This window comes from Butyrivibrio sp. AC2005 (genome assembly GCF_000424145.1).
Classification (GTDB): Bacteria; Bacillota; Clostridia; order Lachnospirales; family Lachnospiraceae; genus Butyrivibrio.
The window spans coordinates 1-25,872 of record NZ_AUJI01000048.1 but is presented as its reverse complement, the minus strand read 5'-3'; the positions used below and the strand labels follow the sequence as shown (position 1 = coordinate 25,872).

General features: G+C 41.4%; 23 protein-coding genes, 1 other RNA gene and 1 pseudogene. 4 read left to right on the top strand and 21 right to left on the bottom strand.

Annotated elements, in window-relative coordinates:
- Window positions 1-12: 12 nt before the first annotated feature.
- The 13 genes from G602_RS0114060 to G602_RS0113995 form a co-directional block, all read right to left on the bottom strand.
- Window positions 13-2,886: a hypothetical protein gene (locus G602_RS0114060; protein ID WP_155829905.1), complete on the bottom strand. Its 2,874-nt coding sequence runs from the start codon at window positions 2,884-2,886 to the stop codon at window positions 13-15.
- A gap of 297 nt (window positions 2,887-3,183) precedes the next feature.
- Entirely contained in the window at window positions 3,184-4,032 is an 849-nt protein-coding gene (locus G602_RS0114050) for a S1 family peptidase (protein WP_026659575.1), read from the bottom strand.
- Between the two features lie 217 nt (window positions 4,033-4,249).
- An RNA gene (rnpB, locus tag G602_RS29060) (RNase P RNA component class A) lies at window positions 4,250-4,595 on the bottom strand.
- Between the two features lie 80 nt (window positions 4,596-4,675).
- Window positions 4,676-6,514, bottom strand: coding sequence for an RNA polymerase sigma factor (locus tag G602_RS29055; RefSeq protein WP_049945234.1), 1,839 nt, complete (start codon window positions 6,512-6,514; stop codon window positions 4,676-4,678).
- Between the two features lie 33 nt (window positions 6,515-6,547).
- On the bottom strand, window positions 6,548-7,417 hold the full coding sequence (locus G602_RS0114040; protein WP_026659574.1) for a hypothetical protein: 870 nt from the start codon (window positions 7,415-7,417) through the stop codon (window positions 6,548-6,550).
- 107 nt (window positions 7,418-7,524) lie between these two features.
- Window positions 7,525-8,133 (bottom strand): Ig-like domain-containing protein, encoded by a 609-nt coding sequence (locus G602_RS29050; protein ID WP_049945233.1) that lies wholly within the window; start codon window positions 8,131-8,133, stop codon window positions 7,525-7,527.
- 58 nt (window positions 8,134-8,191) lie between these two features.
- On the bottom strand, window positions 8,192-9,325 hold the full coding sequence (locus G602_RS0114030) for a hypothetical protein (RefSeq protein WP_026659573.1): 1,134 nt from the start codon (window positions 9,323-9,325) through the stop codon (window positions 8,192-8,194).
- 92 nt (window positions 9,326-9,417) lie between these two features.
- Entirely contained in the window at window positions 9,418-9,849 is a 432-nt protein-coding gene (locus tag G602_RS0114025) for a hypothetical protein (RefSeq protein ID WP_026659572.1), read from the bottom strand.
- 34 nt (window positions 9,850-9,883) lie between these two features.
- A complete protein-coding gene (locus G602_RS0114020; RefSeq protein WP_026659571.1) occupies window positions 9,884-10,138 on the bottom strand; it encodes a hypothetical protein in 255 nt (84 codons plus the stop codon).
- Window positions 10,131-10,742 carry a zinc ribbon domain-containing protein gene (locus G602_RS0114015; protein ID WP_026659570.1) on the bottom strand — a complete coding sequence of 204 codons (612 nt, stop codon included), beginning with the start codon at window positions 10,740-10,742 and terminating at the stop codon, window positions 10,131-10,133. Before G602_RS0114015 ends, G602_RS0114020 begins: the two co-directional genes overlap by 8 nt.
- A gap of 498 nt (window positions 10,743-11,240) precedes the next feature.
- Window positions 11,241-12,092 (bottom strand): YARHG domain-containing protein, encoded by an 852-nt coding sequence (locus G602_RS29045; RefSeq protein ID WP_026659568.1) that lies wholly within the window; start codon window positions 12,090-12,092, stop codon window positions 11,241-11,243.
- A gap of 92 nt (window positions 12,093-12,184) precedes the next feature.
- Complete coding sequence (locus G602_RS0114000; RefSeq protein WP_026659567.1) at window positions 12,185-12,706, bottom strand: zinc ribbon domain-containing protein; 522 nt, start codon at window positions 12,704-12,706, stop codon at window positions 12,185-12,187.
- 33 nt (window positions 12,707-12,739) lie between these two features.
- Window positions 12,740-12,949, bottom strand: coding sequence for a hypothetical protein (locus tag G602_RS0113995; RefSeq protein ID WP_026659566.1), 210 nt, complete (start codon window positions 12,947-12,949; stop codon window positions 12,740-12,742).
- 156 nt (window positions 12,950-13,105) lie between these two features.
- Between G602_RS0113995 and G602_RS0113990 the strand changes: the two genes are divergently transcribed.
- Complete coding sequence (locus tag G602_RS0113990) at window positions 13,106-13,528, top strand: hypothetical protein (RefSeq protein ID WP_026659565.1); 423 nt, start codon at window positions 13,106-13,108, stop codon at window positions 13,526-13,528.
- A gap of 43 nt (window positions 13,529-13,571) precedes the next feature.
- Here G602_RS0113990 and G602_RS0113985 read toward each other — a convergent pair whose 3' ends face one another.
- From G602_RS0113985 to G602_RS29035, 8 genes are all read right to left on the bottom strand, one after another.
- Entirely contained in the window at window positions 13,572-15,224 is a 1,653-nt protein-coding gene (locus tag G602_RS0113985; protein WP_026659564.1) for a nucleoside kinase, read from the bottom strand.
- 36 nt (window positions 15,225-15,260) lie between these two features.
- Window positions 15,261-16,001 (bottom strand): class I SAM-dependent methyltransferase, encoded by a 741-nt coding sequence (locus G602_RS0113980; RefSeq protein WP_026659562.1) that lies wholly within the window; start codon window positions 15,999-16,001, stop codon window positions 15,261-15,263.
- A 4-nt stretch (window positions 16,002-16,005) separates the two neighbouring features.
- The gene (rpoD, locus tag G602_RS0113975) at window positions 16,006-17,217 is read right to left on the bottom strand and encodes an RNA polymerase sigma factor RpoD (protein WP_026659561.1); all 1,212 of its coding nucleotides are present in this window, start codon (window positions 17,215-17,217) and stop codon (window positions 16,006-16,008) included.
- 430 nt (window positions 17,218-17,647) lie between these two features.
- Window positions 17,648-19,426, bottom strand: coding sequence for a DNA primase (gene dnaG / locus G602_RS0113970; RefSeq protein WP_026659560.1), 1,779 nt, complete (start codon window positions 19,424-19,426; stop codon window positions 17,648-17,650).
- 169 nt (window positions 19,427-19,595) lie between these two features.
- Window positions 19,596-20,600, bottom strand: a complete 1,005-nt coding sequence (locus G602_RS0113965) for a deoxyguanosinetriphosphate triphosphohydrolase (RefSeq protein WP_026659559.1) — start codon at window positions 20,598-20,600, stop codon at window positions 19,596-19,598.
- A gap of 138 nt (window positions 20,601-20,738) precedes the next feature.
- Window positions 20,739-21,044: a hypothetical protein gene (locus G602_RS0113960; RefSeq protein ID WP_026659558.1), complete on the bottom strand. Its 306-nt coding sequence runs from the start codon at window positions 21,042-21,044 to the stop codon at window positions 20,739-20,741.
- A 12-nt stretch (window positions 21,045-21,056) separates the two neighbouring features.
- Window positions 21,057-21,569 carry a DUF6465 family protein gene (locus G602_RS29040; RefSeq protein WP_049945232.1) on the bottom strand — a complete coding sequence of 171 codons (513 nt, stop codon included), beginning with the start codon at window positions 21,567-21,569 and terminating at the stop codon, window positions 21,057-21,059.
- 19 nt (window positions 21,570-21,588) lie between these two features.
- Entirely contained in the window at window positions 21,589-22,020 is a 432-nt protein-coding gene (locus G602_RS29035) for a hypothetical protein (RefSeq protein WP_026659557.1), read from the bottom strand.
- Window positions 22,021-22,485: 465 nt separating this feature from the next.
- Between G602_RS29035 and G602_RS0113945 the strand changes: the two genes are divergently transcribed.
- The 3 genes and pseudogenes from G602_RS0113945 to G602_RS30995 all read left to right on the top strand — a co-directional run.
- Window positions 22,486-24,483 (top strand): methyl-accepting chemotaxis protein, encoded by a 1,998-nt coding sequence (locus G602_RS0113945; RefSeq protein ID WP_026659556.1) that lies wholly within the window; start codon window positions 22,486-22,488, stop codon window positions 24,481-24,483.
- A gap of 14 nt (window positions 24,484-24,497) precedes the next feature.
- Window positions 24,498-25,502, top strand: a complete 1,005-nt coding sequence (locus G602_RS0113940) for a substrate-binding domain-containing protein (RefSeq protein WP_026659554.1) — start codon at window positions 24,498-24,500, stop codon at window positions 25,500-25,502.
- Window positions 25,503-25,637: 135 nt separating this feature from the next.
- Window positions 25,638-25,872 (top strand): annotated as a pseudogene (locus tag G602_RS30995) (IS5/IS1182 family transposase); the annotation flags it as partial.

Genomic DNA, 25,872 nt, shown 5'->3' with positions numbered 1-25,872 from the left:
CAAGAAAACGTGTTAGCCTTCGCTATTACCGTCATTTGAGGCAGACGCCCCGTTGGTGTTGGCAGCATCTGTATTTCCACCAGTCTCTCCGTTTGCATTTTCACTGTTAACGGTATTGTTTTCACCGGCACTTTCCTCATTATGCTCTTCATTCCTGTCTGAATCCTGCGCTGCAGTCTGTTCAGTACCTTGGTCTGTATTCTGCTCTGTACTTTGGTCTGAGTTCTGCTGAGTATTTCCTTCACTATTTACTTTTGCGTTATCGGCCGTCGTTTCTCCGGAATTCTCCTGATTGCTTATATTAGTAGCTGCTTCTGTATTTGTCTGCTCACTTTCCGTAGAGTCTGCACTTGAAGTACCTGTATTTGAAGCGTCTTCATTTCCAGCGCCTCCATTTGAAGTATCCGAAGCGCCCTGGTTTTCACCATTATTCTGCGCATTTTCATTCTGTGTATTTCCGCTCTCTGCATTTCCATCCTGTGTATTTGACTGTGAATTATCATTCTGCACATCCTCAGAGGTAGCATTTTCACCTGATTTATTATCTTCAGCCCCGTTTTCATTTGAACCGGCTTCTTCAGGTACAGTTTCATCCGCTATTTTGAATTCGAATAATGTCTCATCTGAAATATCATCTTCGGGGTAATTTTCATCAAACAAAACCGCATCTTCATTTTCATCAAACAGGAAAATTTCCTCTTTTATATTAAGTCCCTTAAATGTTGCCATCTTAGATGTTTTAATCAGATTAGGATTGGTATAATGCTTAGGAAAATCTATAATTGCCTTTTCCATGGAACCATTCTTGTAGCCGCACCCTGGTGCGTAATAATCTACAGTGCCTGAATTTTTCGTGCAGGCAAGTCTCTGGTAGGTTGTCTCCACAGTATATTCCCGTCCACCTTTTGCTTCATCAAGAGATGTGGTCCTATGTGTATGTTTTTTATATTCGCTATCCGTCAGTCCTTTGTTACATATCACACATCTGAAAGTTTCTCTCCTGCCCATGCTTGAAGTATTATTATGAAGCTGTTCAAACTGCGGAGTATATACATAGACACTCTCATCGCGGTAGCAGTTCTGTGTATGAACATGTGTTACCGCAATAGTGAAACACCCACCTCTATGATCACAGGTCTCAGCAGAAATATTGTTTTTACCATCTGTATGCTTGTGATACTGATATGTAACCTTCTTAGAATTTATTACATGTGCAGGTATGAGCTTTACAGCCTCAATAAGCTCATCAAATGTGGCATCCTTTGTGGCCTTATAGCCACACAGATCGGACAGTATGGATGCTAGTTTCTTACGATTACTGTCCGAACATTGAAAAACCGAGTTTACCTTGTCAGCAATGTCATTTATCTTCTTGGTATTTGCATCGATCTTGCTGTTGATTGAGCTGATGCTGGTTTTAAGACTACCCACACCGGTGTTTACTGAATTAATATTATTATCAATTCCATTGAGTTTGTCCTTGGAGCTTTCCTGAGCCTTTCTGACTTCATTTACTCCATTGAGGGTGCTCTCAACATTTTCTCCGACTTCACTTACATCCTCGCCTACGCTCTGGACATCTTCACCAACGCTATGAACATCCTCACCAACTTCATTTACTCCATCGCCTACATTATGGACATCCTCACTGACTTTGCTTACTCCGTCCTCTACGTTCTGAACATTCTCGCCGACTTTGCTTACTCCGTCCTCTACGCTCTGAACATTTTCACCGACGCTCTTGACGTTCTCTCCGACTTCATTCACTCCATCTCCAACGCTATGAACATCTTCGCCTACGCTCTTGACATTCTCGCCGACTTCATTTACTCCATCTCCAACGCTATGAACATCCTCACCAACGCTCTTAACGTTCTCTCCGACTTCATTCACTCCATCTCCAACGCTATGAACATCCTCACCGACGCTCTTGACATCCTCGCCGACTTTATTTACTCCGTTCTCTACACTCTGAACATTTTCGCTGACTTTATTTACTCCGTTCTCAACTTCCTTAACGTTCTCGCCGACCTTGCCAACATGTTCCTTTACCTTTTTTACATTATCTGTAGTCTTATTTATGCTCTTTTCTACTTCATTAAGCATGCTGACATATGATGCCTGAGTCTCCTTAAGGTTGTTTTCAAGCTTTGTAAGATTCTCACTTGTGCCGACCTTCTCAAGTGACTTAACGATTGTCTCAAGGTTATTAATGACTTCCTTCTGAGATTCTGTCTGAGTACTTTTCTCACTCTTAAGTGTCTCAATAATTCCGTTAATGTCTGTTCCCGATTTCTCGCAGGTCTTTTTCAGGTCTCCCAGTGCATTTGTGATCTGCGCAAAGCTCTCTTTATCTTTATTGGAGTCTTCACTTCCGCCATTTTTCATGCTTTCGCCAAGCTTCTTAACCTGTTCACCGGTGGATGCAATCTCGGAATGAATTGACTCAAGTTCCTTATCAAGGCCGTTTATCTTCTCTACAACCTTGCTGTTATTTGTAACGGTACTATCACTTTTGTTATTGGTCTTTTCCGTTGAAAGAGTCTTCTCCTCCAAAAGTGCCTTCTCCGTCAGTTCCTTCTGCTCGTTCTGAACAGTCTGAATATCCTTTACAAGCTCCTGACTGCTTGTCACTACCTCATCAAGTTTTTCAAGGTATTCCTGTATTTCATTAAGCTGAGTGCTCGCTTTTTTCTGTACTCCCAGCGAATCCTTTCGAACCTCCTGCTGTGCTGCATCAGCGCTGATAGCCGGAGTAGTCACGTAGACGAATGCTCCGCAAACTATTGTCGCTGCTACCACACCCGCTGCAAGCACAAGGGTGTCATGTCTCTTAAGCTTTTTCAAAAGCTCTCTCATCGAATTATTCTGTTTAATTGGTCTCATAAAAATCTAAAAACCGCCTTTCATAAAAACTTAGGAAAAAATAAATGGAAAATCGTCTCGGAAAAACTCCTGACTTATTGTCGACAGAACGCCGACAAGTTGAGACTATATCACAGCGAAAAAACCATGACAAGAGATTATTTTCAAATTAAGAATATCTTAATATTTAATTCAGGATTTAATTTTTATATCGAAATATTATTACTTGGGCAGAGCATTTTTAATCATAAAAAAACACTACCACCGGCTTATCCAATGATAGTGATTTTTTACATTTCTATTCCACAAAACTAAAACTCAATCCAGACCGAGTGATGTAACCATCTCCTTAATATCCGACAATCTCACGGCAACCATCTCCTTCTTATCCGATCCGCCAACAAGCATGCCCACATAATTGCCGTCTATATCAAACACTCCACCACCGGACATTCCGCTGTGCGCATCACATTTTACATAGACCATATTATAACCATAGTCGTTAACCATAATGTCCGGATTGATGACTCTCCCATAAATATACTTACCACCTATACCTGTACTATTCCCATAATACTCATAGGTCTGAGTTTCCTTGGCATTAACAACATGTTCGGAATCCAATGAAAAAACAACCTCATTTTTCTTTTGATCAAAGTCATTAATAATATTGTAGTCAAGCTGTATCTTTCTCAGTCTTATAAGATTGAAGTCATCTACATCGGCGGTCTTCACGCTTATCACCGCTGCATCATAGTAACCATCTACAACTTCAAGCGTGGCATCAGCAATCGCCCCATTATAAAAAATTACATAGTTACTTTTTTCATCATCCCATTTCTTAACAACATGCTTTGCAGTGATGATTGTAATCTTTTCGTTATTTATGGAAATAATATTCCCGGTTCCATACTCAGAGCCGACCTGAATCTGCACTGTAGCCGGCCGCACACCAAGAGCTGTCTGCATGAGGTTATCCTCTGTCTCAGCCGTAGCTTCCGATACAGGAACAGTGAAGGCATTACAGCTCATCATGTCACGGGCTATCTCATCAGGCATAGGTCCCTGGGCATGTGTCTTTATGGAAAATGCGCCAAGTATAGTAATTATATAAAGTACATAAGACGGCATTTTACAAAAATGCATTACTAATTCTGCCTTTCTCATAGATTGTTGTTTTCCCCCTAGAAAAACGGCTATCTATGAATTGTTTTATAACCACAGTATAGCGGTCAATCGGGAAAAAGTTTTGTAAATCGGAGTGTCGAAATAAAATAATCCAAAAAGAAATGACACAGGATACGCAGGCATCAAAACAGAATAAGCACAGAATAAAACGACAGCAAAAACAGAATAATTACAGGACTTGTTACCAGTTATTTTATGTATGAGCAGGCCTGTAAGCCGGGTTATGTCGAGAATGATCATCTATCTAGGACTGCCGTTGCCGACAGCCTCAAGCGACCCACCTGAAAACGGACCGGGCCGGCCCATAGTTTTCTTTTTGGTCTTGCTTCGGATAGGGTTTACATGGCTACAGATGTTACCATCTGCACGGTGGTCTCTTACACCGCCTTTTCACCCTTACTCATAAAGAGCGGTTGTTTTCTGTTGCACTTTCCCGGGAGTCACCTCCGCCGGACGTTATCCGGTATCCTGCCCTACGAAGCCCGGACTTTCCTCACCCGCGCCCTTTCGGGACCTGCGGCCGCGATCATTTGTCCTGCTCATACATAAGCATTTTATCAGTGTATAAAATTATGTCAAGCCTTGTGTTTTCTGCGGAATTTTATTCCACATTCAAAATTTTTTACTCTGATGGTACATAGTCCAGTGTTACACCCAGGCAGTCAGTATACACAGGCGCAAGCCACAATACTTCATTATTTTTTATTTCAATTGTAGTATCTACATGAGTTTCAACCCCAGTATATTTTTTAACTTCTCCTCTAAACGACTTATTTTCGCTCGATTCATAAAAGATTACAACACTACCAGTTCCGTATATATCCTGAATATGGTATATTCCCGGCGGAAAATCTATTCCTGCCACAAGCCACAGAGATCCTTCTTCACCATGTTCTACCCAATTTGAATTTATATTTTTCACTGAATAGTCAACAACTGGATTATCGCATTCAGGGCCAGCCCAACCAAAAGTATAATGGAGTGGTAACACGTCAGAATCCACAGATGCAGTCTCTACAATCTTATCAGAATAATCACTTATAAACTGTTGTGCAGCCTCAGAAAAATCAAGCCCAAATTCAGCACTCGCTTCAACTGTGACAAACCCCAAGTTGTAATGCCTGTGGTAATTATCCTCATAGATTTCTTTATATTCATAACTTCCTTCTGCATTTCCATCATATTCATCAATTTTTTTTGGACTGTATGAAGTAAAAAAGATATATTCTCCATCTATCCCCATACCTGTAACCCTTACTGCCATGCCATTTAAACATTTCCCGGTTGGAACAAGCTCCACCTGCAATTCTGAGGGCAGATAGAAATGGATCCCCAGAACTGAATCATAGTATTCTGTCAGTTCCATATCTTCCCAAACTTTTTTTGTATCTGACAAGCTCGAATCTTCTTCAGCTATCTCTTTTACCTCAGGCTCCGTAGCGATTTCTTCTGTTGGTTCTATAGTCTCCAAATCAGTGGCAGCCTCTTCATTTTCAGAAACAACTGCCACCTCTTCTTCGCGAGTATTCTCAATATATTTGCGCGTAGCGACTACTCCTACTCCACCTCCAACCAGCGTGGCTACAAGACCACCAATAGCAAGCTTTACTCCTATTCCCATAGCGGAAGCTCCAGCAGTCGTAGCCGTTGCTGATGATGAAGCAGCACCGGTAGCTGTTCCGACTGCAGAAGTCGTTGATGAAGCAGCTGCTGTTGAAGCTACTTTCATGCCACTTTTCGCGAGGGCTGGTTTTAAAGAGTTCCACATAATGCTTTCTGATCCTGCAAGCAATCCGCAGGCATGAACATCCTCACTAAACAGCATTGCCAAAAAGGGCACAACAGCGAAAGGTACCATCTTAAGTCCATTAGCATCAGCATAGGATTTCATCTGCTCATTCATGCTTTTTCTGGCTCTGTTAAGATATGTTTTGACAGTGTTCTCCGGGATTCCCATTGCCTCCGCTATATCCTTTATGGATCTGTCCTCAAAATAAAAAGCGATTAGAGCCATCCTTTGCTTTTCAGGAAGAGTGCTAATATTTTTCAGCAAAAGCCTCTTAAGATTTGCATCTTCTGCTGCCTTTTCCGGCATTTCCATTTTTTCATCCTGAATATTGTCAAAGAAATCTACATCCTCATCAGCACTCTGAGTATCTGACAGAAGATCAACACGATCATCATAACTGTGCGCCAATTCGTGATAGCATATATTTTTCATCCAGGATATAAACTTGTAGGGATCATTGAGCTGATCTATCTTCTTGTAGCAGATTATGTAACTGTTTTGAAGTACATCGCCTGTTTTCTCCCTATCCTTAGCCATAGCTTGAACGTATGCAAACAGCTTCTTGTAGGATAATTTATAGAGTTTCTCAAAAGAAGCTTCATCTCTGTTTTCAATAAAGCTCTTTACCGATTCTATAAGTTCTTCCTGTAAATCAATACTATTTTGTCCCATTTTGATCCTCTTTTACTCATTAAAAGATCTATCTCAGGCAAAAGGAGCCCCCATCTCCTTGTTCTTTCTGGGCTTAATTAATGTATACAAAGCACACGCAATTATCCCTATGACAATGGCGATTGCAATAGCTCCGAAGAAAATTGCATCCCCGACAGGTGCATATTTTGCAGTTTCCCATGATCTCATATGTGCCAACTCTTCATTATGCGATATCACATATTGCTCGATTGTATTTCTAATTTTATCAGTAAAGAACAGAATACTTCCAATAATTATAAGAACATATTTCCATTTCTTAACTGGTTCTGTACGTCTTTCAAAACGTAGAAAAAAGGTCTTTTCATGCATAACACGCCAAATTCCAACAAATACAACAGGACCCGCAAACACGACTGCCAAAAATATGACCATCATTATTATTGTTGGATATGCTGAAAAGACATTAGCCAATATTAAACAAATTACGAAATGAACAACTATCGCCAATGCGATAAGTTCTACTGCGGATTCACTCATTTTAGCTTTTTCAATAGCCTGTTCTTCATTTCCTGTGCGTAGCATCTCATTTATATATGCTCTTTTCCCGGCACGTCTGGCAAAGAAATGGACTACCCTCCTCACTGCCCCTATCATTTCCTTATTGCCTTCTTTAAAAGAATCTTCACAGTTTTGAACAAATCTATCATATCTCTCCTGCGCTGCTTTAGCTTCCTGCTGTGTCTGCATGCTTCCATGATATGAACTCTGCTGTTCTTTATCTTCATCAGGAACAAAATAACCTTGGTTAGTGACATATCCTGATTTCCCTGTTCTCCAATCATATGCTCGCCCGCGTCCACCCGGTCCCGGTGATCCATAAATTTCTACATTCTCATCTGCTTTAAAACTTCCGTTACTCATATTGCAATCTTATCCTTCCTTCACATAAAAATGTAATTGTCTTTTTAAAAGGTTAATTTGCAGCATCCTCTTACAAGAATACTGGCAGCCTAAAAAAGGTATTATTCCTAGTTGAATTGGTTTACTATACTAATGGTTCCAATAGCTCCACTTCCATCCTTCGCAATTGCTTCAACTGTAAAGTCCCCGTTAATACGAGGATAAACAGTGAGAAGACCCTGCTCAGTAATTGTTGCTGGAGCATATACAGGAATATAACTATATGGATTATTTATATTCCACTCCACTTCCTGATTAGTACCCACAGGTAATACTTTTGCTTGAAGCTGAATATTTACAGCATCATAACCAGTAGAAGTTACAGTAATCTGACCATTTCTTACAGTATAGCCCGTGCCTGGAGAAGCTGTTATTCCAATAGAAGTTACCCTGGAAGTTTCTTTGAAAGCTTTACTCAAAACTGTTACTGCCAAGGTGGCTGTTTTTTTGCTTCCATCAGTTGTAGAAACAGTTATGTGAGCTTTTCCTGCTGCCATAGCTGTAACTTTACCATTTGCATCTACTGTTGCTACCTTCTCATAAGAACTCTCGTATTCCAGTTCATTATTGGAAGCATTTGCAGGTGCAATAGTTGGTGTAATTGTATAAGTTTCTCCAACTGTAAGTTCCTTTTCACTCTCTGGAATCGTAACAGATTTAACAGGTTGTCCAAACATAAACTATTATAAAGACCAAACTTCCCACTTTTTTTGCGAGTGGGAAGTCATAGTCATTTTACATCTTGGATTTTACGGATTTTGTTTTACTCCATGATGAATATATCTTTTCACCATTACTCTCGGAATATGCCCTAACCCTCACATAAATCTTTTTTCCTCTATACTTCTTAGGAAGTTTTATCTCCTTTTTGGTTGAATTCTCCTTCACAGTATATTTTTTTGTTTTACTTTTGAAGTTTTTCTTAGTTGAAATCTGAATCTCATAACCAGTTACATCGGAAGCCTTTTTCCACTTAACTGCTAACTTTCCGCCCTTCTTAGCCGTAACACTTGGCTTTTTATTAATAAGAGCAGAGGCATTTTCATCCATATCTACACTATCGCCGATATCAATCTGATATGAAACCTGACTATCATTCCAAGCCCAATTGTATCTTTCAGCATGAATAGTATATGTTCCTGCTGGAAGTTCCTCACTTTTCGTTTCATTGGTAGCTATTAATTCCATCTTACGATTTCCGGATTCATTGAATACTTCTATTGTTGTTGGATATCCCCCAATGTTCTTTATAGTAAGTCTGACCTTTGTTTTTCCATTAAGTTTAACCTTATACCAATCTATAGGATTGTTCTTTCCTAAAATACCATGATATGTCTTGCCTGCAACAATAGGAGTAGCATCTGCTTCAGAGTCATTTCGAGAGCTTGGATCATTATAACTTTCTACAAAAGACTGATAGTTCACATCAGGTTCTATGGTGTTAATTGAAAAGTTTGCTGTGTGATTAAGCCGCCATCTTCCATTAATAATCTTAATATAGTAGTCACCCTTTAGAAGTGCTGTATAATATGTACCTCTTTCAGAGTCCATACAGTACAACTGTTTTACCAAATTATCATTAGAATCATATATGAATGCATCCACATGATCCAGAGTAACACCGAGAATATATGTTTTATCCAAAGTGAATTTGTACCACGTTTCTTGTGAGGTATCATTACTTCCAGTAAAAAAGTGTGACCCATTAGTATTCAGATTATACCTTTCAGCACTATAATCTACCGCTTTTGCCACAAATGGATGCATAGAAAAAATAGCAATAGAAACGAAACATGCAGCCATCATAAGCATGGCATTTTTAATTTTTTTAGACATCCCTATTTTTTGGGCATTTGAATAATAGTTCATTTTATATTTCCCTCCATCTGAAATAAAAACGTTATATAATTTACTAATATCTTTTGTATTTGCTTCTCAGTTAGCTTTTTGGTGACAAATCATTATTCCCATTTAGCAGGATGGAGATGTTCTTCTATAAAACTGTTGAATTCATCTTTATCTGCTTTTTTCATGGACAAAGACCCAAAATCATCTCTATCACATGTAATAGCTATACGCTTACCACTTTCTGCCAGGGCTACATGAAGGGGATTATTTTTCACCCATTCACCTGTGTCGAAGTATAAATCAACACCTTCATCTGTCTTCTCAACTGCGCCAACACCTGTTCCATCGTGATTCAGTGGAAATATCTCAAATCTAAAGTCACTACCTGTAACCTCTAATGCATAATATATGTTCACTCCCTGACTATTCTCATGCGTTCCAATCCAATAGCCATCAACACTTTTACCACCACATGCAGTAAGTGTGAAGCACAAAACTGCCATCATGCATACGCTGATAATCATCTTTTTCATAACATTTTTCATATTTTTTTATTCCTTTCTTTTAACATGTATTTATTTAGTTTATTTTTTCATATGTGTATGTCGTAAGACCATAAGTATCTTCATCTATAACTTTAATTATTTCATCCATGCATGACTCACATACCTTAAAAGTCTTAGTTTCTCCAACGCCCATAACGCTTGTTTTTTCTGTGAAGCGGTACAATTCAGCTGTTTTACCACATGTTTCGCAAGTACCTTTTTTTGCACATCCAACAGTGCAGAATGCAAGCATCAAAACAGTTACAATCGCAATCTTTTTCTTAAGCATTTGCATACTCCTTCATTTTCTTTGAAACTATTATTCCAACGACCAAATTTGCAATCCATACTATAAACATTACAAGAGCCATAAAAAACAGGAATGCGCCTGCATTAGTAAAATCCATGGTCGCTACACCTGCATATCCCGAATCCTGTAATGCTCTGGAGCCTTCAGAAAGAACAAAGCTGCCTCCAAAAAAGACAAATAAGTTAGATATTATTCCAAGTATAGGGATAATCTTTGTATTGATACTTTTATTAACTGTCTTTGCTAACGATCCCAAGATTGTTGCTACCTGTACAAGTATTATTATTATTCCTATTACCGGAACTTCCATAAAAGCTCTGCCCATTGAAATTTCATCTTTGTAACCGTAATTATTTGTTGCAATGGCAGGCATAAACCAAAGAATAAAAATGATTATCTGCAAAATTGAAAGAACCAGATATGAAATTGATATCTTATTCCCTGATATATTACTTGCAACCATCTTTGTTGAATTAGACAATTGCGCCTTAATTCCTGTTCCTTCTTGCAGAACTTTCGCTCCACACTTGGGGCAAAACATTGCATCATTTTCCATTTCACTACCACATTTAGCACAGTACATTACTTATACCTTTCCTTCCTATGGAAATATAATTGTTTCTTTTGTATTTGAATTTTTGCCTAGAGCAAGGCTAAAGGCCTATGAGCCATTAGATGTTTTATCGATATTCATTACTTGTTCCCTCCTAAGAAAAATGTTAATAATTAACACCTCTACAGGCTATGATAATATATATATATATTTAGCAAGAATATTTTAATTTATGATTTCACTTTTTTCTCAAAACATCTGTAACTTTAGGAATCATTCTTTTAATTAGTCTGTTACCTCTGTGAATTTTCCCCTTTCGTATCAGCTCCATCCATCCCTGATTTAATTCCGTAAGCATATTTTTCCTGCCTTTCATTTCGTCTTATAATACTTAGAGGGATCTAAATCCAAAAAGGTTTCACTTTTTTTGAAAATTTTTTAAAAAAATTTTTTCGCCATTTTTTTAACGAAAATTTGCATAAAAAAAGCTGCCATGCAGACAGTATTGCCTTTATGACAGCTTCCCTTTTATGATTTTGTTTCTTCTACTTTTTTAATAATTTCAGCGTTTTCTTTCTCTATATCAGAAAGAACATTGTTTCCAAATTTGTCAAACTCGTCTGGTTCGTACTGAGCTCTGTACCAGGATTTATTATCAAAGTACCTCTGAAGTTCAGTATCCTGGAATTTGCGACCATATCTTGCATAAATCTCATTTCTGGCAATTCGCAATTCCTCAGCAGAAAACTTCCTAAGCTCTGCCTCACTGTAGAGCCTGACATTACTCTCAGGAAGCAGGTAATCAGAGTTCTCCGATAAGTCATTTTCCATTCCAATGGATGAATTAAACTCCGCGCCAGGACCTGTTGCATTGTTTGCAGAGGCTAAAACGGTACTACCTGTATCATCTGAAGGCTGTGAACTTCTAAGAAATGAATCCACCGAGCCATTAGACTGCCCCTCCTGGGAATCGGCAACTGCTGTACTATTAGCATAGCCATTTTCCAAAGCTGCTTCATCAACGTTTTCCTGCTTTGCATCTTCCTGTAATATGTCAGCTTCATTTTCCGAATTGCCACCAAACAATGCTGACAAAGCATTTTCACCCTCTCCGTTTTCAGTTTCTTTATTTTCCTCGGAGGTCTCAACATCAGCCACTTTATTCTTCTCCATATGAAGGACGAAGTAAGCAGCACCACCGGCACTTATAATAAAGCATAGCGCTATCACTGACACCAAAAGCGGAACTCTGGATTTCTTTTTAGGAGCATTCTCAATCAGAACACTTTCAGTACTTTTGGAACCATATATCTTTTTCCCACATTTAGGACAAAAAGTAGCAGAATCATCAATAGAACTACCACAGTATATACAAAACATATCTCTATCCCTCTTTAAAAACCTCTTTATTCAGCAACAAAACTCTCATATGAATATCTGTCTCTCCCACTTTCTATAGAAACCTTTTTAAATCACTCTGCCACCTTTGTTCCACAACCTGTACAGAATACAGCATCTTCACTCAACTGTTTTCCACAGTTAGGACAAACTTTTCCTGTTGCAGGAGCAACAGGTGCTGGCTCTGACTTCTGAATCTTTTCGCCGCATGCTGTGCAAAATGCAGCTCCCTTGGGAAGCAGTTTACCGCATTTAGGGCAAAGGCTCTCGCCTTTAAGATCACGAATCTTTTCAAAATTATCAAGCTTAGTCTGCTCAAAATTCTTAATATCTACTACCAACTGACAAAGACCTGTCCAAAGAGTATCTGAAATCTCAGCAGGACTTGACGCATTCTGGATATCTTCCAAAGACATTTTTTCAAATAATGCATCATAAACGCTAATTCCTATCTGCTTTTTTGTTGCAGCAATCCTCTTATCAAGATTGTTGTTCTCATTTGTCAAATTGACTACATTAGCCATATCCTTAGTTTTCTGTACAGCATCCTGGCTACCCTTAGAAATCTTTTCACCTAACTCTTCAAAAAAAGCCATTTTCCGTTCTCCTTCTTAATATTGTTTAATTTATTAAACTGTTATATAAAAAATCGCTAATACAATTTTATCCAAATCACAATCATATACAAGTGCCATTTTAACATTTTTAATCATTTTATAATTGTATGCGCGTAATTTTTCTTTCTTCCTTCTTGTAATTTGCCCAAGAAGTCTGTTACCTCTGTGAATTCTTCCTTTTCGTATTAGCTCATTCCATCCCTGATCTAATTCCTTAAGCATGGCTTTCTACCTGCCCTTCTTTTTTGTCTTATACTACTTAGAGGGGATAGGATTCAAAAAGGTTTCACTTTTTCTAAAAAAAAAAATTAAAAAAACTTTTTTAGTACTATTGATTTCCCCAAGCACTACACCAACCCTAATCTTCTGGCTACCTCAATGGTATCAGACTTCCATGGACTTAATATAAGTGAGGAAATTTTCAATTTCGACGAGGGTGAAGAATTCATTTCTGAGGATTATGAAGCAGATGATGAAATCTTCGATGAAAGCGATCAAGACATAAATTATGAAAGTCAGGACGAAATGCCAGAAGAGGAACAAGCAGAACCTTCAGATAATAATCCTTCAGAAGAAGCTATCTCAGATAATGTGGCTCCAGAAGAAAATACACCTACACCTGAAACCACTAACGAGAATACTGATGAAAATTCTGATGTGACTTCTGATGAAAATTCTGGCGAAAACAATGATGTAAATTCTGAAGCGCCAGAAGATACTACAGTTGACGACAATAGCAACACCACTGAAGATTCTGAAATTACAGAAATTACAGCCAGTGATGATACTGCCGCAGAATAACATATAAGCCCCTTGCCTCATTAGAGGCAGGGGGCTTTTCATATCAAACCTTAAAGCAGCTTCCGCCAACAAACTCTCTCGTAAGAGAATTCTTTGGAAGTGTCTGCGAGTCAACCGCAACAAAGTAGTCCAGGAACTTCAGAAGTCTCTTCGCTTCGAAGTATTCAGGCTCGTCCTGTTGTATTGCAAAAAGGAGCGGCTCTGCATATTGCTTCAAAACTGCAAGCTCATAAATCTGAGCGGAGTTGAACATCTCATCTGCACCCTCCTGGAAGGGGAAGATATTCTGGTGCTCACCTCTTCTTACGGAATCCCACATTGCGATAGTGTGCTTTGCTGAAGCTCCGCGGGTTCTGGCATCGCGGACAATACGTCTTATAAGTCGTCCATCGGTTGTAGGAATTCTGTTGTGCGCATCTACGCTAAGTGTGGTAAGTGCACTTATATATATCTTAAACTTGGACTCTGCCGGAAGTGCATAGCTCATCTTCTCGTTAAGTCCATGGATTCCCTCGATAACAAGAACATCACCGGACTTAAGCTGGAGGTAATCTCCATTCATCTCACGCTTACCTGAAACGAAATTAAAGGTAGGCATCTCAACCCTCTCGCCATTAAGAAGAGCCACCATATCCTTATTAAACTGCTCCACATCAAGAGCCTCGAGACACTCAAAGTTGTAGCTTCCGTCCTCATTAAGAGGAGTATCAACCCGATCCACGAAGTAGTTATCAAGACTTATAGGATGAGGATTTAGTCCATAGGTGCGCATCTGGATCGAAAGTCTGTTAGCAAAGGAAGTTTTTCCTGAGGAGCTCGGTCCTGCGATCATTACAAACCTTACATCCTTACGCTCGTAAATCTTTTGCGCTATCTCACCTATACGGCGCTCCTGCAAAGCCTCCTGCACAAGCATAAGGTTACTGAACTCGCCTCTGCAGATAGCATCATTAAGATCACCAACAGTATCTATGCCCATCATCTGTCCCCACTGTGTGGAACGAACCATCTCGTTAAAGAGCTTCTCTCTGGGCTCGCTATCCGTAATCTCATCAGGATGCCTTCTGGAAGGAAGGTGGAGAAGCAGTCCATCATGATATTTTTCAACCCTGAACCACTTTACATATGAGGTGTTGGGAAGCATATATCCATAAAAATAGTCGCTGAAATCATCGAGCTTATAGACATTTACTTCAGAACTTCTTCTATATCGAAGGAGCCTTATCTTGTCATCAAGGCCTTCTTTTCTGAAAATATCAACAGCATCTGCAAGAGGATAGCCCTTCTTGAAAATCGGTATCTCCTGCTTTACCATTTCCTCCATGCGTTTCTGAACGCCCTGGGCAAATTCCTCTGTAACAGGAAAATCACTTCTGACATTGCAGAAGAAGGCATTACCTATTTTGTACTCAACCTTGGTATAGGCAGGCTTATCACCGGCTACATCACGGACAGCCTTAATAAGCATCATAAGAGCTGTTCTGGTATAGGTGTTATTACCTATCTCATCGGCAGTAGTGATAAAGGAAAGCTTCTCATCTCTGTCCACCTTCTTCATCAGCTCGCGGATTCTCGTTCCATATATTACTGCCACAATCTGATTATCAAACCTGTCCTGATAATCCTTTGCGATCGTTTCAAAGGTTGTACCCTTTTCGTATTCTCTCTCTTCACCTTCAATAATAAGCTTTGGCATAACATGACCTCCATGGTGATTATTAAAAAAACAGTATTACATCGAAAGAACGATTGTAATATCGTTTATTTTATCCATAATATCATGCATTCTTTCCGTATGCTCATTTTCAGATAATTTTAATAAAATGCCCTCGAGAATCTCCTTCTCATGGGTCAGGTATTTTTTGAGAGTTTCATCCTTTTTAAGAATAAGAGACGGTCCAAAGCGGTCACAGATCCTTATGGCGTCAGCTTCGCTCACATCACCAAGTTCGCGGATAGCTCTGTCATAGAGGTCATTATTATCGTCGTCACTTACTCTTACGCTCATGGCGACATAGTATTTTCCCTCTTCAAAAATCTCTGCCTCATCCTCTATGAAAAAGTGCTCACTTCTCAGATATTCTCTGAAAAGCCGAAGGTCTGACTGGGGCTGTAGAACCATTCTTTTTACGCCCTTTTTGCGGGGCTGTCCGTCTTCTATAATTCTTTTCATGAGTAGTCCGCCCATTCCGGCACAGACTATTACTTCCGCTTCTCCTTCGGAAAGCTTCTCCATTCCGTTTGAAAGACGGGTCTCAATTTTGTTCTCGAGGCCAAATTCTCTTATATGTTCATCTGCTCTTTCAAGGGGGCCCTTATTTATGTCCATTGCTATGACTTTTTCGCACGCCCCCGAATTAATAAGATAAATCGGAACGAATCCATGATCCGTCCCGATATCACAGACGCTTGCAGCGCTCCTTACGAGCCCTGCAACTGCGCCTAATCTTTCTGATAAAACTACATTTTTCATAGTATTAGTCCAGATAATCCTTAAGTTTTCTGCTGCGGCTGGGATGACGAAGCTTACGAAGTGCCTTGGCTTCGATCTGTCTTATACGCTCACGTGTTACGTTGAACTCCTTACCAACCTCTTCAAGTGTTCTTGCTCTTCCGTCATCAAGACCGAATCTGAGGCGGAGAACCTTCTGCTCACGCTCTGTAAGAGTACCGAGCACTTCAACGAGCTGCTCCTTAAGAAGTGTAAATGCAGCTGCATCAGCAGGTACAGGAACATTGTCGTCCTGAATGAAATCACCAAGATGTGAATCTTCCTCTTCACCGATAGGTGTCTCAAGTGAAACAGGCTCCTGAGAAATTTTCAGAATTTCTCTTACTCTCTCTACCGGAATGCCCATCTCCTTGGCAATCTCTTCCGGAGTGGGTTCACGGCCTAATTCCTGAAGCAACTGTCTGCTGATACGGATGAGCTTATTGATAGTCTCAACCATATGTACAGGAATACGAATTGTTCTGGCCTGATCGGCAATAGCACGGGTGATAGCCTGTCTGATCCACCATGTAGCGTAGGTTGAGAACTTAAAGCCCTTACGGAAATCGAACTTCTCAACAGCCTTGATAAGACCAAGGTTACCTTCCTGGATAAGGTCAAGGAAAAGCATTCCTCTGCCCACATATCTCTTCGCAATACTTACAACAAGACGAAGGTTGGCTTCTGCAAGGCGCTTCTTTGCCTCATTTCCCATGTAGGAAACGCTATGAAGCTTCTTCTCATCATAATCCTTAACGCGCTCGTAGGCATCCTGCTCTTCTTCCTTGACATCAAGGCCTTCGATACCACCATTTGCAAGGATGCGCTCAGCCATCATACCATCTTCCATCTGCTGTGCAAGATTAATTTCCTGCTCAGCTGTAAGAAGCGGAACCTTACCGATCTCCTTAAGGTACATACGTACCGGATCCTCGATACTGATTCCATCCGGAACTGACAGGTCGATATTCTCCATATCAACCTCATCCTCGTCGCCAAGAACAACACCGTCATCATCAGGAATATCAACGTCAACATCTTCTTCCATTCTGATGATATCGATTCCGGCGCTCTCAAGCTGCTCAAGAACCTTATCAAGGTTATCCTCATCAAGGTTAAGATCCTTCATGAAATCACTTATCTCATTGTAATCAAGTGTATTCTGTTTTTTCTTTCCAAGAGCAAGAAGATCTCTGATCTTCTGGAGGAACTTCTCTCTTGTCTCCTCATCGAGATCAGCGGAAGACTCGGGTGTCTTAGCAGCTGTATCAGCCTTCTTGCCGGCAGCCTTAGCTGTTTTAGCCTTCTCTTCCTTCTTGGCTGCAGTCTTTTCGGTCGTCTTCTTCTCAGTGGTTTTCTTTTCTGCAGGCTTTTTCTCAGCTGTCTTTGAAGCTGTTTCTTTCTTCTCTGCTGTCTTATTATTATCGGCAGCTGTAGTTATTATTATTTTTGATTTCTTGCTTTCTGTCTTCTTTGCTGTCTCCTTCTTTGCAGGAGCCTTTTTCTCGGTTGTCTTCTTTGCAGCCTCCTTCTCTGTTGCCTTTGCAGTTGTCTTCTTTTCTGTGTCCTTCTCTGCTGCCTTGCTTGTCTTCTTCTCTGCCACTTTTATTTTCTTCCTTTCTATTGTATTACGCGTCCAGAATTATCTTTGCTCTCGAGAGTTCCTCTAAGGTTCTCTTACCTTCAAGTGTAAAGTTCCACCTCTCAGGTGCATCACTTGCCATATTCGAGAGCTTTTTCTCGTAGCCTGACTTCTTTATATCATAGAGAATATCGCGCATTGCTTTTTCACGTTCATCTTTTGTTTCCACCTTAACAAGGTTAGTGTTAAAAAGTTCTGCGACTTCTCTTTGCTGTTCTTCATCCGTAAAATGGTTCATGACCTTTGCAGGATCAAAGCTACCGTCATCCATTCCCTTCCACAACTCATCCGCTATGCTTCTGTACATGTCATCTGAAAAATCTTCAGGATTTATCCACTTTTTCACCGTAGAAAAAACCTTCGGCTCATCTGCAAGCCACGTTATTAAAAGTCGCTGCGGTTTTCTTGACGGATCCTCCTTGATGACTCCGGCTGCCTTTATGGGCTTTGGTGCGGCTTTAGTTTTTACTATTCCGCCCTCAGCTGCAAGACTCGCCACAAGCTTGTGCAGGTCATCAGCGCTTATCATGTACCTCTGCGCTACGGCTTCCAGGTAGTTTTCCCTCTCAACCGCTTCCGTAAATTCGCAGAGCTTTTTACCGATAAACCTGTGAAACTCGGTCTTCTCAGCGGGATCGCTCATGTCGAATTCCTTCTGCTTTACTGATATCTCGAAGAAAAACGGATTTTCGGCCTTTTTGATTCTCTCCTCAAAGGCTTCCCTTCCTTCATTTTTTATGAATTCATCTGGGTCCTTATAGGGCTTTAGGTTCAAAACCTTGCCTTTTAAGCCTGCACCTTTAAGTATCTCAATCCCCCTCAGGGCGGCGCTTGTTCCGGCTCCGTCGCTATCGTAGGAGAGGATTACCAGGTCGGTATACCGCTTCAAAAGGTTCGCCTGCTGGGGCGTAAATGCTGTTCCAAGCGAAGCCACCGCCATTCCGAAGCCTGCCTGGTGCATGGCTATAACATCCATGTAGCCCTCGCAGATTATGATGTAACCCGCTCTGGCATTTTTGGCATAATTCAGTCCGAACAGATTGCGACTCTTGTCGAAAACCATGGTCTCCGGTGAGTTCAGGTATTTGGGCTTTCCATCTCCCATTACTCGTCCGCCGAAGCCTATCACCTTGGAATTCGCATCCAGTATGGGGAACATTACTCTGTTCCAGAATTTGTCGTGTGTTCCGAATTTTTCATCGTGTGATGCAAGGCCTGCCTCGATTATGGTCGCATCCTTGTACCCCTTACTACGCAGATATTTGACCAGGTCGTCACTTGTCACATTGGCAAATCCAAGTCCGAATTTCTTTATCGTCTCATCGGATAAAGCCCTGTCCCTGAAGTATTTAAGTCCCTTTTCTCCGGCAGGAGTTTTCAGCTGATAAACATAGTACTTTGCAGCCTCCTTGTTTATCTCGAGCATGGTCTGACGCTTGTCACGCATCATTTTGGCCTGAGGCGATTCATCCTCCTCAGGAAGCTTTACACCTGCTCTTTCCGCCAGGGTTTTCATGGCTTCTCCAAATGTTAAGTTGTCATATTTCATTAAAAAGGAAAAGACGTTACCTCCAACCCTGCATCCAAAGCAGTAAAACATCTGCTTTGAGGGCGATACACTGAAGGATGGCGACTTTTCATTATGAAAAGGACATAGTCCCACGTAGTTGGCACCCGACCGCTTAAGGCTCACATACTGGCCTATAATGTCAACGATGTCACTGCGGGATCTGACCTCCTCGATGATCTCATCTGAATATCTCATGTTACATACCTGTTATACTATTAAACACCCCTCATCCGGCGCTTCGCGCCACCTTGTCTCCGCTCCGCTTCGGTCCGCGCAAAGCCATCGTCCCCCGGACGATGTGCGCCCCAGAGGGGGAAGGCTTTTGTTTATATTGCACTTCACTTATATTTGAGTAGACTTCAGTTTATAACACTTCCCAACTCTTAGGGACAAAGTACTGGTGAAATTTTGCTATAGCGAAGCGGTCTGTCATTGAGCTTATAAAATCACATACCAGCTTTTCCTTGGGCTGCGTATCACGCATCCTTGTGAGGTAATCGGGCAACAGATCGTCGTGATCCATGTAGTACTGGTAGAGTATTTTTATAAGATTCTCCGCTTTTCCCTCCTGTCCTTTTGCAACAGGATTGGTGTAGACACTCTCAAACATGAAGGTTCTGAGTGCCATAAGCGCATCCCAGACCTCATCCGACATCATAATGTCATTGCGTCCGGAGCTGGTCTCGACAATATCATGAATAAAAGTGTCGAGCCATTCGCCGTTTGAGTGTCCGATAACTTTGCAGATTCTCTCTGGGACATCTGATTCCTTAAGGATTCCGCCTCTGATGGCATCATCCATATCGTGATGAATGTAGGCGATTTTATCAGAGAGCCTGACTACTCTGCCCTCAAGTGTAAGCGGTGTAAGATCCATCTCGTGATTGATTATCCCGTCCTTAACTTCAAAGGTAAGATTCAGTCCCTGCCCGTCCTTCTCAAGTATCTCGACTGTTCGAAGGCTCTGCTCGTTGTGTCTGAAACCGAAGGGACAGACCTCATTAAGAGCTCTCTCACCCGCATGTCCGAAAGGAGTATGTCCTAGATCATGGCCAAAAGCAATAGCCTCCGCAAGATCCTCGTTGAGCTTAAGAGCTCTGGCGATGGTCCTGGCGTTCTGGGCGACCTCAAGGGTATGAGTCATTCTCGTCCTGTAGTGGTCACCGTCCGGTGTCAGGAATACCTGCGTCTTATCCTTAAGTCTGCGAAAAGACTTTGAATACAGGATTCTGTCCCTGTCTCTCTGAAAACAGGGGCGAATATCACAGGGTTCCTCTTCATTTTCCCTTCCTCTGGAATTCATGCTGAGTGTTGCATATGGACTTAAGTTTAGTCTTTCTCTGTTTTCTAAGCTTTCCCTTATTTTCATACAAAACTCCTCACCTTAATAATATTCTGCGTTTTTTTTGCATTTCCTTTTATATTTATGCAAATTTTTCCCCGAAATATGATTTTCCTAAAATAATAGGAGCTGTGCACCAAAAACAGTGCAACAGCTCCCACATAGTTAACTCCAATTACCCGACTCGAATTGCGCATTAATCCAAGCGATGGCCTCTTCGAAGCCCTCCTCGGTTATCTCGAATTTCTCTGATATTTTCTTTTCATCCTCTGTATCAAAATAGCTGTAGGGCTCAGGCCACACTGTAGCCATAAGTCTCGCTTCAGGGTCTCTTTTATCAACCGGTGTAAAGAACACGTTTTCAAGAGGTTCCCGCGCAAGGCGATAGCGCATTCCCTTGTAGCTGCCAAAGAATGCTTCGCCGTATTCGTAATGTCTCAGGTTGAAGAAGGTCTGCTTTTCAATTGCCATAATAGCTCCAAATTAATATGTATACTTGCCTGTATCCTTGTGGTTAACAACGTAATATGCCGTGTTTTCCTCAGGCTTTAAGTATATCTGGAGTTCCTTGATATCAGCCATCTTGTGACCTGCAGCAACATACTGCTCACGGATAATCTGCGCGATATCCTCAGTCCTTACCTCATAATCGTTGAACTGAATGAAAAATTCAGTTTTTGATGCCTTCTTGGCATTGCTCTCGGAAATATCCTTGGTTGCTGCCTTTACAGCATCAGCAGCCTTTTCACTCTGCTCCTTAAGCACCTTGGTTGCGGGAGCAGTTCTCTTTTTAACCTCATTGATAACAGGCTCTGCCTTCTCCATCACATCCTTAATAACAGGGCCGCTCTTCTCCTTAACCTCGTCAAGCATAGGCTCAGCCTTTTCCTTAGCCTTCTCAATGATGGGTTCAGCCTTTTCCACATAAGGCTTTGCTGCCTCCCCAACATTCTTTGCAAGATCCATGATTTTGTCTGTTGCTGTCTTCTTTGCCATTTTTCATACCCTCCCGTAATTATCTGAATTTTTTCATAAAGGTTGCCAAAGGACCAACCGCATCCTGAAGATCCTTTATTCCATTATTCAATCCATCAAAATCTATACCTGCCATTTTCTCAAGTGAATCTGTGATTTTCTCACTATTTTGAGTAATAAGTGAGTTCATCTCATCACTGGTACTTGTAAGTGAATTGGCCATTTCATCGAGCTCATCCATTGTGGACTGAGCCTTTTTAAAGGACTCCTGAGCTTTGGCGATTGTCTCCTGCGCAGCTTCTGCTGCCTTATTGACCTTATCCACGGTACTGATCACCCTTGGCACCAGCAGGAAAAATGTAAACACCAGCCCTAACATTATAATAACCACACATAATGTTCTGAATTTCTGAAGTTTTAAACTCTTTTCCGAATTCTCTGCTATTTTTCTAAGAAGCTCTTCGTTCTCCATGCTCAACCCCCTTCACCTATCCTTGATCTATACCCATAGCCACGCAATGGCAGATATATAGATAAGTATAATCTCCTAACCTGTAAGATGCAATTGACTTCTCACCTTTATCCCAAAAGGATTTATGCAGTTTCAGCCGCAGATATGTATATCAGAAATATGCAGTTCTCGGACGAGGAGATGGTTTTCAAAATTTTATAAAAAGCAGATATCGACTGCCCCGAACAAAGTGAGAGGAGATATCTGCTTTTTTAATAATTTTAGAAAACCACGACGCAGACGTAAACGCATATTTCTGATATACATATCTGCGGCGTAGCTCTTAAATCTTTTTGATACATATTTTCGTAATTTTTTATGCAAATTTAAGGATATACATACAGATTTTTATTAGTATTTGTGCTAACTTTAAAATTGATATAATAATAAGTTTTTTGTTTCCTTTACCTATTTAAGGAGGCCTTTATGAGCGAAAAACCCTTAAAAATCCGTCGGAGCGGAAAAATCAGGAACAGGCTGCTTATCTACATCGTTCCTATAGTAGTAATCATGATTGCTGCTATCGTTCTTATCGCTACAACCTTGTCCAAAAAGCGCATGACTGAGCTTGCTACTTCCAACCTCAATTCCTCAATTTCCAACCAGGCGAACAACATCGAATCATGGCTGAATGAAAATCTCGAATTTTTCAAAACAGCCAAGCAAGGTATCGAGGGCTTAAATCCTAACGAGGAGCAGCTCCAGAAAATCCTTGACTCCTACTATGATTTCAACAGCAACGCCCCGGAGGGTCTTCACATAGCAACCTCCGAAGGCGAATTTATAAAGCCTACCAAGTCAGAGCTTGAAGAAGCCGATCCCACAAGCTCAACCTGGTACAAGCAAGGACTTAGCAGAGCAAATATGCAGTATGGAACAGCTTACAAAAACGCTGAGGGCAAAAACGTTGTCAGCGCAGCTGCCATTATTAATTATGGTGATGATTCCATAAAGGTTATCTCTGCGGACGTTACTCTTGAAAAAATCAGTATCATCGTTAACTCCGGTGTAAAGATGGAGAAGGCAAGTTCCTTCCTTGTAGATACTAACGACAACACCATCCTTGCTCACAGAGATACATCACTTGTTTCCACAACACTTAGCACAGATAACAGCAACAAACTCCTTAGCAGTATAGCCAAGGCTATAAATGATGGCGATTATACCACCCAGGATATTGGCGCATATGTTGTAGCCTTCCAGGAAATCAAGGGAACTGACTGGGTTCTCGTTTCATACATTGCAGAAGACGTTATCATGGCAAGCGTGCAGGAGCTTGGTAATTACCTCATTATCACCGGCGTTGTATCCGTTATTGTTATCATTCTCCTTATCATCTTTGTTGTAAGCAGAGTTATCGCTCCTCTTGCCGGAATTACAAAGAGCATCCATGCAATGAGCGAAGGCGACTTCACTATAAACGTTCAGCAGGAAAGCAATGATGAAATTGGTGTAATGAGCAGTAAGATTGCTGAATTCGTCGAGAGCATGAGGCATATGCTCTCCAGCATCAGCGAAGAATCCGAAAAGCTCAAACAGGAATCCGAAACCTCCGATTCCGTATCAAAGGACATGTTCAATGCATCACAGTCTCAGGCTGAAGCAATGCAGCAGCTGAACGACACCGTTGACCAGCTGGCCGTTGCAGTAGGCGACATCGCCAATAATGCAACAACACTTGCAACCGTTGTTGCCGACACACGTGATAATTCACAAAAAGCTGATGAGGCCATGAAGGAAACCGTTAAGATTTCCCAGAAGGGCCGCGAAGATATGGAAAAGCTCTCCCACGCAATGGATGGAATCCAGACCGCAAACAGCAAGCTTGTTGATGCTATCAACGAAGTAGGAACAGCTTCAGAAGAAATCACAAATATCGTAAGCATGATCGCTGAAATCGCTGAAGAGACCAACCTCCTCTCTCTCAACGCTTCCATTGAAGCTGCCCGGGCAGGAGAAGCAGGTAAGGGCTTTGCGGTAGTTGCGACTCAGATAGGAAAACTGGCCCAGACCAGTTCCGAGAGTGCCACCAATATTTCCAACCTCATCGAAGAGGTTCACAGACTTATTGATGAAGCAGTCGGACAGGCCAATGCCAGTGCTGAAAGCATCGAGAAAAACAGTGAACTTATACATGTTGCGGTTGATACCTTTGATCAGATTTATGAAAATATCCAGGCTTCCAACGCCTGCATAGAGGATATGATCAGAGACGTTGAAAAGGTAGATGACGTAGCAACCAACGTAGCTGCCATTTCCGAGGAACAGGCAGCCAGCGCTGATGAGATACTGGCAACCTCACAGAACATGGTTGAACAGGCTAAGACCATTTCCAGGAACAGTGAAGATGTGGCTAACAACTCCCACGAGCTTGCAAACACGTCTGACACTCTTACTTCCCATGTTCAACAGTTTAAGATTTAAGAGGAGGTCTTATCGTGAAGAAGAATATTTTTACTAAAATAATTAGTCTTGCAGCGGTGGTTATACTGACTGCATTTACCATCGCAGGATGCGGCGGTGCTTCTTCAGGCGGTAGCGGTTCTACCACAAACGGTTCCGGCGTCAAGGTATTTTTCTCAACCATTACCCTTGATGACTTCAAGGAACTCGTTATGAACTCCGTTGTTGAAGCGGGCAAAAAAACCGGTGTCACCGTAGACCTCGGAACCCCCTGCGCTACAGTTGATGAACAGGTTGAGCAGATTAGCGCAGCTGCTGCCAAGGGATACAATGCCATTATCTGCAATCCCGTAGATACCGATACAGCGCTGCAGCTTGAAATTGCAGCAGGTGATATTCCCATAATTTTCACCAACTCACAGCCCAGCGAGGATCATCTTTCCCCGGATAAGTACATCTATGTTGGAAGTTATGAAATTGATGCCGGTATGATGCAGGCAGAGTACGTATGGAACAAGCTTGGAAAACCGGGTTCAATAAACGTTGTCATCTTCCAGGGACAGCCCGGACATCCTGCAGCTATCAACAGAACCAAGGCTGTTAAGAAATACTTTAAGGATAACGGCATCAATGCCAACTATGTATTTAACGACACCGCCTACTGGGATACGGAAAAAGCTGCTGAAGGCTTCAAGACTTTTATAAAAACCGGTCAGCCCTATGACTGTGTAATCTGCAACAACGACTCCATGGCTCTCGGTGTTGTTCAGGCAATGCAGGAGCTCGGAATCGATACCTCACAGGTTCCTGTTGTAGGTATCGATGCCACTGTGGACGGATGCCAGTCCATCCTCGATGGTGGAATGCAGTTTACGGTTTATCAGTCAGCATCCGGTCAGGGCGCAGCCTGCATTGAAGCAGCAATCGCCCTCGCAAAGCAAGGTACCATCAAGGATGTAGAGTATGTCACAGATAACCACATGTATGTGTGGGTACCTTTCTCACCCGTAGATAAATCCAATGCGGCTTCAATTAATTAAAGAACGCAAGCCATTTTTTCTCCTTGGGGGCTGTCGCACTAAGAATTAGTGCGAGGCCCCTTTTTAGTGCTAAAAGTCTTGATTAACACAAAGACCAGGCTTCGAAAAGCCTGGTCTTTGCTGTAAAATATATTTATGCTACTAAATAAAATCTTACAAGGAAATTATAGCCTTTCTTCCTTAAATCATCAAATAAAACTTCCGCTCGACATAGACCTATCAGTAGCAGATGACGATCCGGTACGCCTGGTAAGCGCATTCGTGGAGGAGATGGACCTTTCTGATCTTTATGCAACATATGAAAGAATCAGAAAAGGCCAGGCAACGCCCCGTCATATGATGAAGATAGCAGTCTATGCAGCAATGAACA

Bases quoted from the DNA above. Each gene is read 5' to 3' on its own strand.
- G602_RS0114060 (WP_155829905.1), bottom strand. From the start codon at position 2,886: ATGAGACCAATTAAACAGAATAATTCGATGAGAGAGCTTTTGAAAAAG.
- G602_RS0114050 (WP_026659575.1), bottom strand. From the start codon at position 4,032: ATGAGAAAGGCAGAATTAGTAATGCATTTTTGTAAAATGCCGTCTTAT.
- G602_RS29055 (WP_049945234.1), bottom strand. From the start codon at position 6,514: ATGGGACAAAATAGTATTGATTTACAGGAAGAACTTATAGAATCGGTA.
- G602_RS0114040 (WP_026659574.1), bottom strand. From the start codon at position 7,417: ATGAGTAACGGAAGTTTTAAAGCAGATGAGAATGTAGAAATTTATGGA.
- G602_RS29050 (WP_049945233.1), bottom strand. From the start codon at position 8,133: ATGTTTGGACAACCTGTTAAATCTGTTACGATTCCAGAGAGTGAAAAG.
- G602_RS0114030 (WP_026659573.1), bottom strand. From the start codon at position 9,325: ATGAACTATTATTCAAATGCCCAAAAAATAGGGATGTCTAAAAAAATT.
- G602_RS0114025 (WP_026659572.1), bottom strand. From the start codon at position 9,849: ATGAAAAATGTTATGAAAAAGATGATTATCAGCGTATGCATGATGGCA.
- G602_RS0114020 (WP_026659571.1), bottom strand. From the start codon at position 10,138: ATGCTTAAGAAAAAGATTGCGATTGTAACTGTTTTGATGCTTGCATTC.
- G602_RS0114015 (WP_026659570.1), bottom strand. From the start codon at position 10,742: ATGTACTGTGCTAAATGTGGTAGTGAAATGGAAAATGATGCAATGTTT.
- G602_RS29045 (WP_026659568.1), bottom strand. From the start codon at position 12,092: ATGTTTTGTATATACTGTGGTAGTTCTATTGATGATTCTGCTACTTTT.
- G602_RS0114000 (WP_026659567.1), bottom strand. From the start codon at position 12,706: ATGGCTTTTTTTGAAGAGTTAGGTGAAAAGATTTCTAAGGGTAGCCAG.
- G602_RS0113995 (WP_026659566.1), bottom strand. From the start codon at position 12,949: ATGCTTAAGGAATTAGATCAGGGATGGAATGAGCTAATACGAAAAGGA.
- G602_RS0113990 (WP_026659565.1), top strand. From the start codon at position 13,106: ATGGTATCAGACTTCCATGGACTTAATATAAGTGAGGAAATTTTCAAT.
- G602_RS0113985 (WP_026659564.1), bottom strand. From the start codon at position 15,224: ATGCCAAAGCTTATTATTGAAGGTGAAGAGAGAGAATACGAAAAGGGT.
- G602_RS0113980 (WP_026659562.1), bottom strand. From the start codon at position 16,001: ATGAAAAATGTAGTTTTATCAGAAAGATTAGGCGCAGTTGCAGGGCTC.
- dnaG (WP_026659560.1), bottom strand. From the start codon at position 19,426: ATGAGATATTCAGATGAGATCATCGAGGAGGTCAGATCCCGCAGTGAC.
- G602_RS0113965 (WP_026659559.1), bottom strand. From the start codon at position 20,600: ATGAAAATAAGGGAAAGCTTAGAAAACAGAGAAAGACTAAACTTAAGT.
- G602_RS0113960 (WP_026659558.1), bottom strand. From the start codon at position 21,044: ATGGCAATTGAAAAGCAGACCTTCTTCAACCTGAGACATTACGAATAC.
- G602_RS29040 (WP_049945232.1), bottom strand. From the start codon at position 21,569: ATGGCAAAGAAGACAGCAACAGACAAAATCATGGATCTTGCAAAGAAT.
- G602_RS29035 (WP_026659557.1), bottom strand. From the start codon at position 22,020: ATGGAGAACGAAGAGCTTCTTAGAAAAATAGCAGAGAATTCGGAAAAG.
- G602_RS0113945 (WP_026659556.1), top strand. From the start codon at position 22,486: ATGAGCGAAAAACCCTTAAAAATCCGTCGGAGCGGAAAAATCAGGAAC.